This is a genomic window from Rhizobacter sp. (genome assembly GCF_035702065.1).
Classification (GTDB): domain Bacteria; phylum Pseudomonadota; class Gammaproteobacteria; order Burkholderiales; family Burkholderiaceae_C; genus Rhizobacter.
Genome location: NZ_DASSRA010000008.1, coordinates 1 through 6,523 on the forward strand (window position 1 = coordinate 1; position 6,523 = coordinate 6,523).

The following is a 6,523-nucleotide window of genomic DNA, read 5'->3' on the forward strand; positions in this document are numbered from 1 at the left end:
AGCGAGCCGAGACACGATGCCGAAGGCGAGCTTTCTCTTGGGCCCCTTGGTGAGCCGTCGAGCAGCGCAGGGCTTGGGGGCTGCGTGCGCCAGCACGCTTCGTCCTCTGACTTCGCGCCGCCTGTCTGAACGCAGCGGCCAACGGCCGCGTAGTGAGTTGGGCGCGACCCGCAAAGACCGAGCACCGCAGAGCAGTCGCCCCTAGGGCGACCGGCGAGCAGGGTGCCCTTTCTTTTGCCTTCTTTTCTTTGGGCAAGCAAAGAAAAGAAGGTGCCCTGCCGGGGGCATATCCCGGCGCGGCCTCTCGCAGTAAGAAGAAGCCTCATGCGAATGCAGCCACAAGGCTTCGATACCTCAGCCTGAACGGGTGGTGGCGTGCGAGCGGACTGCGGTGTACGAGCAGGTGACGGCGCGCGAAGAGCGCTCAGCCGGAACAAACGGAAGCACACACCCAGTGAGCGCCCTCCCTCACCTCACCATGCAAGGCCTCTTCGGATCGAACTTCCAGTTCGGCACCAGGTACTGCATCGCCACCGCATCATCCCGCGCCCCCAGCCCATGCGCCTTGTAGAGCGCATGCGCCTTCTCCACCTCCACCATGTCGAGCTCGATCCCAAGCCCGGGCTTCTTCGGCACCTGCACATGCCCGCCAACGATCTTCAGCGGCTCGCGCGTCAGCCGCTGCCCGTCCTGCCAGATCCAGTGCGTGTCAATCGCCGTCACCCGCCCCGGCGCCGCTGCCCCCACATGCGTGAACATCGCCAGCGACACGTCGAAGTGGTTGTTCGAGTGCGAGCCCCAGGTCAGCCCCCAATCGCGGCATGTCTGCGCCACCCGCACCGACCCTGCCATGGTCCAGAAGTGCGGATCGGCGAGCGGAATGTCGACCGACTGCAAAGACAAGGCATGCGCCAGCTGCCGCCAGTCCGTCGCCACCATGTTGGTCGCCGTCGGCAGGCCCGTCGCACGGCGGAACTCCGCCATCACCTCGCGGCCCGAGTAACCGTCTTCCGCACCGCAGGGGTCTTCGGCGTAGGCCACCACGCCGCGCATGTCGCGCATCAGGCGGATCGCATCCTTCAGCAGCCAGCCACCGTTCGGATCGAGCGTCACGCGCGCTTCAGGAAAGCGTTCGTGCAGCGCCGTCACCGCTTCGACCTCGGCTTCGCCGGCCAGCACGCCGCCCTTGAGCTTGAAGTCGTTGAAGCCATAACGCGCCCGCGCGGCTTCGGCGAGGCGCACCACCGAAGCAGGCGTCATCGCCACCTCGTGGCGCAGGCGCTGCCAATCATCGGCATCGGCACCTTCGCGATCCGGTGTGCTGTAGGGCAAATCGGTCTTGCTGCGATCACCCACGAAGAAGAGATAGCCCAGCATCTCGACCGAGTCGCGCTGCTGGCCCTCGCCCAGCAGCGCCGCCACCGGCAGGCCCAGGTGCTGGCCCAGCAGGTCGAGCAGGCCCGACTCGATGGCCGTGACCACGTGGATGGTGGTGCGCAGGTCGAAGGTCTGCAGCCCGCGGCCCCCGGCATCGCGGTCGGCGAAGCGCTCACGCACGCTGCGCAGCACGCTTTGCACGTTGCCCACCGATTGGCCGACGACGAGCGCGCTCGCGTCTTCCAGCGTCTGGCGGATCTTCTCGCCGCCCGGCACCTCGCCCACGCCGGTGCGGCCGGCGTTGTCGCTGAGGATGACGAGGTTGCGTGTGAAGAAGGGGCCGTGCGCGCCGCTCAGGTTCATGAGCATGGAGTCGCGCCCGGCGACGGGAACCACCCGCATGGCGGTGACCTTGGGCGTGTCGGTGTGCGTGCTCATGGGCTCAGTCCGCGGTGATCTTGCGCGTCTCGATCACGTTCTTCCAGCGCGCGTACTCGGCCTGCTGGAAGGCGGAGAACTGCTCGGGCGTGTTGCCGACGACCTCGAGGCCGATCTTGGCGAACTCGGCCTTGATCTGCGCGTCGTTGAGCGAGGCGACAAGCGCCGCATGCAGCTTTGCCTTCACGTCGGCCGGCAGGCCCTTGGGCGCGGCAATGCCTTGCCACGAGTACACGTCGGCGCCCTTCACGCCGCTTTCGCTCAGCGTGGGCACGTTGGGCAGCACGGCGGAACGCTTGTCGCCGGTGACGGCGATGGCGCGCAGCTTGCCGGCGTTGATGTGCTGCAGCACGGCGTTGACGTTCTGGAACGAGGCATCGACCTGGCCGCCCAGCAGGTCTTGAATCGCCGGTGCACCGCCCTTGTAGGGCACGTGCGTGCCGCTGGTGCCGGTCTGCAGCCAGAAGAGTTCGGCGGTGAGGTGGTCGGAGGAGCCGTTGCCCGACGAAGCGAGCGTCATCTTGCCGGGGTTCTTCTTCATCTCGGCGATCACGTCGGCCACGGTCTTGAGCGGCGAGGCCGCCGGCACCACCAGCACGTTGGGCGCCTGCACGGCGACGGTGAGCAGGTCGAAGTCCTTCAGTGCGTCGTAGGGCAGGCCCTTGATGAGGTGCGGCGCGATGACGAAGGGGCCGAGCGAAGACACGAGCACCGTGTAGCCATCGGGCGCCGAACGCTTCACCTGGCCGGCGCCGATGGTGCCGGTGGCGCCGGCCTTGTTGTCGACGATGAAGTTCTGGCCCAGCTTCTCCTGCAGCTTGGGCGCGAGCACCCGCGCCAGGCTGTCGGTGGACCCGCCGGGCGGGAAGGGCACGACCAGCGTCACGGTCTTGTCGGGCCAGGCGTGGGCCGGGGCGGCGGCCAGCGCGGCGAAGGCGAGGCACAGGGTGGTCAACAGCTTGTTCATGCGGGGATGTCTCCTGAAGGGTGGGCGCAGACTGTTAGCGCTACCGCTCTCGTATGGTAGCGCTACCGTCTTGAAGTTCAAGCGTGATCTTTAAGGGATAACCCTCGGGGCGCCGGGCCTGGGGTCAGCTGGTTCCGCGCTCGATGAGCTGAAAGCCCAGGTCGACCACCTTCTCGCCCACCGCCCGCCCTTCGGCCCGCTCGACGATGAAGCGCGCCGCACCGCGGCCGATGGCGGCGCCGTCGATGCGCACGGTGCTGAGGGCGGGGTGGGTGTCGCCGGCGAAGGCAAGGTCGCCGAAGCCGACCACGGCCAGGCGCTCGGGCACGGCAATGCCGCGGGCCGCGGCTTCGGTCAGCACGCCCAAGGCCAGCAGGTCGGAGCTGCAGAACACCGCGTCGAGATCGGGCACCTGCTTCAGCAGCAGGCCGAGGCCGCTGCGCCCGCTGCCCAGCGTGGTGGGTGCGGGCACCTGCAGCACGGCGACGTCGCTCGCGCGGTCCGCCAGGCCGAGGCGCAGCGCTTCGTCGATGAAGCCGCGGTTGCGCCGCTGCGCACGCTCGTCGTCACCGCTGATCAGCGCCACGCGGCGGCGCCCCTTGGCGTGCAGGTGCCGCGCCACCGCAGCGCCCGCCTCGGCGTGCGAGAAGCCCACCAGCATGTCGATCGGCGTGGGCGTGAGATCCCAGGTCTCGACCACCGGGATGCCGCTGGCCAGCAGACGGCGCCGGCCTTCGGGCGAATGCATGATGCCGGTGAGCACGATGCCGTCGGGCCGGCGGCCGATGATGGCGTCGAGCAGCGCGTCTTCGCGCGAGGCGGTGTAGCCGCTCTGGCCCAGCATGAGCTGGTAGCCGGCATCGGCCAGTGCGGAAGTGAGCGACTCCACCATCTGCATGAACACCGGCCCGGTGACCGTGGGCACCACGGCCGCCACCAGCCGGCTGCGCGCCGAGGCCAGGCCGCCGGCGAGCCGGTTGGGCACGTAGCCAGTGCGCGCGACTGCATCGGTCACGCGAGCCAGCGTCTCCTTGGCGACCTGCTCCGGCGTGTTGAGGGCGCGGGAAGCCGTGATGGGCGAGACGCCCGCCAGGCGAGCGACGTCACCCAGCGTGATGCCACCACCGCCGCGGCGTGGGCGGCGAGAGGACGGAGCTGCGGGATCGGCCATGCGGCCAGTGTAGCGGCCGGTGACACCGCTACCATCGTGGTCGACCTGGCACGACACCCCCTCGCCGTCAGCGCGCCAGCCGGATCCCGCTGAACTGCCAGGACGCCCCGGCCGGAAAGAAGTTGCGGTAGCTCACCCGCACATGCGAACGCGGTGTGGCAATGGAGCCGCCCCGCAGCACCATCTGGTTGACCATGAACTTGCCGTTGTATTCGCCGACCGCGCCCTCGCTCACACGGAACCCGGGGTAAGGCAGGTAGGCGCTCGCCGTCCACTGCCAGCAGGCATCGTCGAGCTGCAGCAACTCGTCTCGCCGCTGCTGCGCCGCCGCCTCCCACTCCGCCTCGGTGGGTAGCCGCATCCCGGCCCAGCGCGCATAGGCATCGGCCTCGTAGTACGACACCTGCTGCACCGGCGCATGCACGTCGAGCGGCTGCAGGCCATGCAGCGTGAACGTGTGCCAGCCCCGCTCGCCGCGCCGCCAGTACAGCGGGTGCTCGCGGCCTTGCGCCTTCAGCCAGTCCCAGCCTTCGGAGAGCCACAGCGCCGGGTCGCGGTAGCCGCCCGCGTCGATGAAGCCGGCGTACTCGCCCTGGCTCACCAGCCGCGAGGCGAGCGCGAAGGCCGGCACGAAGGTGATGTGGCGCGGCCCTTCGTTGTCGAACGCGAAGCCCTCGCCCGCATGGCCGATCTCGATCAGCCCCTCGGCGAACACCAGCCACTCCATGGGCTGCGGTGCCGCCAGCGGCGGGGCGAGCGCCTCGCTGTACGCAGGCAGCAGTGGGTTGCACGAGAACAGGTGCAGCACGTCAGTCAGCAGCAGCTCCTGGTGCTGCTGCTCGTGGTGCAGGCCGAGCTCGACCAATGACAGCGCCGCCGGCTCGTCCCCGTCGAGCAGACGCAGCACGCGGCGGTCGACCTCGGCGCGGTAGGCCTTCACCGCATCGAGGGAGGGCCGCGTGAGCAGGCCGCGCTGCGGCCGCGGGTGCTTGTCGCCCACCGCGTTGTAGTAGGAGTTGAAGAGCACTCGGAACGCCGGATCGAAGGGCCTGAAGCCGGGCTCGAAGCGTTCGAGCACGAAGGTCTCGAAGAACCAGGTGCTGTGCGCGAGGTGCCACTTGGCCGGGCTGGCATCGGGCATGGACTGCGCCCCCGCGTCTTCGGGCGAGAGCGGCGCGGCCAGCTCCAGCGTGCGCGCGCGCACCTGGCGGTAGTGCGTGGCGAGTTCGGTCAGGGTGAGCGTCGTCATGGGCAGGCCAGTACCACGGCAAACCAGCGCTGTGGGTCGGTCCAGGCCACGGTGCGCCGGAACCCCGCTTCGTCGAGCAGGCGGGCGAAGCCTTCGATGTCGTACTTGTAGCTGTTCTCGGTGTGGATGCGATCGCCGCGCGCAAAGCTGCGGCCGCCCCCGGGCCAGTGCACGCGCAGGTCGGCCAGCGCTTCCAGGTGCATCTCGATGCGCGAGGCCTCGCGGTTGAAGAAGGCCACGTGCTTCCATTGCGCGAGGTCGAAGTCGCTGCCGATCAGATGGTTGACGTGCGCGAGCGCGTTGAGGTTGAAGGCGGCCGTCACGCCGGCTGCGTCGTCGTAGGCGGCTTCGAGCACGGCCACGTCCTTGCGCAGGTCGACGCCGATCAGCAGTGCGCCGTCGTCGTCGAGCATGTGCCGCATGCGCACGAGCAGGCCGCGCGCTTCGGGCCGGTCGAAATTGCCGATCGACGAGCCGGGGTAGTAGACGAGCCGGTGGGCGCGGGGCACGTCGGCGGGCAACTCGATCTCGCGGGTGAGGTCGGCGGCAAAGGCGCTCACCTGCAGCGACGGCATCTCCGTGCGCAGCCGCTTCACAGACTGGTGCAGGAACTCTTCGGAAATGTCGACCGCCACGAAGCGCGTGGCCGCGATCGCCTGGCACAGGCTGCGCGCCTTCTCGCAGTTGCCCGCACCCAGCTCGACCACCGTGCGGCCGGGACCGACGCGGCGCGCAATGTCGCCGCCATGCAGCCGCATGATGTGGTGCTCGGTGCGCGTGGGGTAGTACTCGGGCAGGCGTGTGATCTGCTCGAAGATCTGCGAACCCCGCGCGTCGTAGAAGTACTTTGGCGAGAGCGTGGCCGGCGTTCGGCTCAGTCCCTCGGTGATTTCGCGCGCCGCATCGGTCATGGTGTCTCCTGGTCGGGGCAACAGCGGAACCCGGCAAGCCACATGCCTGCGGCGACACATGATCACCGCTGGGTTCACCGCTGGCAAGTACCTGCCAGCCGCTGACAGGACGCAGGAGAGAGTCGCGCCGGACCCGGCTTTCTTACGCCGGGATCAGGCTCTTCAAGGGCACCGCCGGGTCGCAGGCCACGGCGGGCGCCGGGCTGGTGCCGGTTTCGAGCAGCTTGCGCGCGGCCATGTGGTCGAGCGGGGCGTTGACGCTCTCCACGCACACCAGCCTGTCGCCCACGTAGTGCAGCACCGAGAAGCTGGCCGCGTTGGCGCCGGGTCGGCGGTGGCGCGTGCCGTTGGCCGGCGCGAGGCCGGCCATCTGCAGGCGCATGGCGCCCTGCTCAGACCAGAACCACGGC

General features: G+C 69.2%; 6 protein-coding genes. All 6 read right to left on the reverse strand.

Features of this window, described 5'->3' with window-relative positions; genetic code table 11:
- Positions 1-468 precede the first annotated feature (468 nt).
- Positions 469-1,815: a glucarate dehydratase gene (gudD, locus tag VFL64_RS00360; protein ID WP_489538391.1), complete on the reverse strand. Its 1,347-nt coding sequence runs from the start codon at positions 1,813-1,815 to the stop codon at positions 469-471.
- A 4-nt stretch (positions 1,816-1,819) separates the two neighbouring features.
- Positions 1,820-2,782, reverse strand: coding sequence for a Bug family tripartite tricarboxylate transporter substrate binding protein (locus VFL64_RS00365; RefSeq protein ID WP_489538392.1), 963 nt, complete (start codon positions 2,780-2,782; stop codon positions 1,820-1,822).
- A 124-nt stretch (positions 2,783-2,906) separates the two neighbouring features.
- Positions 2,907-3,953, reverse strand: a complete 1,047-nt coding sequence (locus VFL64_RS00370) for a LacI family DNA-binding transcriptional regulator (RefSeq protein ID WP_489538393.1) — start codon at positions 3,951-3,953, stop codon at positions 2,907-2,909.
- Between the two features lie 67 nt (positions 3,954-4,020).
- Positions 4,021-5,202 carry an ergothioneine biosynthesis protein EgtB gene (gene egtB, locus VFL64_RS00375; RefSeq protein WP_489538394.1) on the reverse strand — a complete coding sequence of 394 codons (1,182 nt, stop codon included), beginning with the start codon at positions 5,200-5,202 and terminating at the stop codon, positions 4,021-4,023.
- Entirely contained in the window at positions 5,199-6,113 is a 915-nt protein-coding gene (egtD, locus tag VFL64_RS00380) for an L-histidine N(alpha)-methyltransferase (protein WP_489538395.1), read from the reverse strand. Before egtD ends, egtB begins: the two co-directional genes overlap by 4 nt.
- A 142-nt stretch (positions 6,114-6,255) precedes the next feature.
- Positions 6,256-6,523: oxidoreductase C-terminal domain-containing protein (locus VFL64_RS00385; protein WP_489538396.1), on the reverse strand; the 268-nt coding region annotated here is incomplete at its 5' end.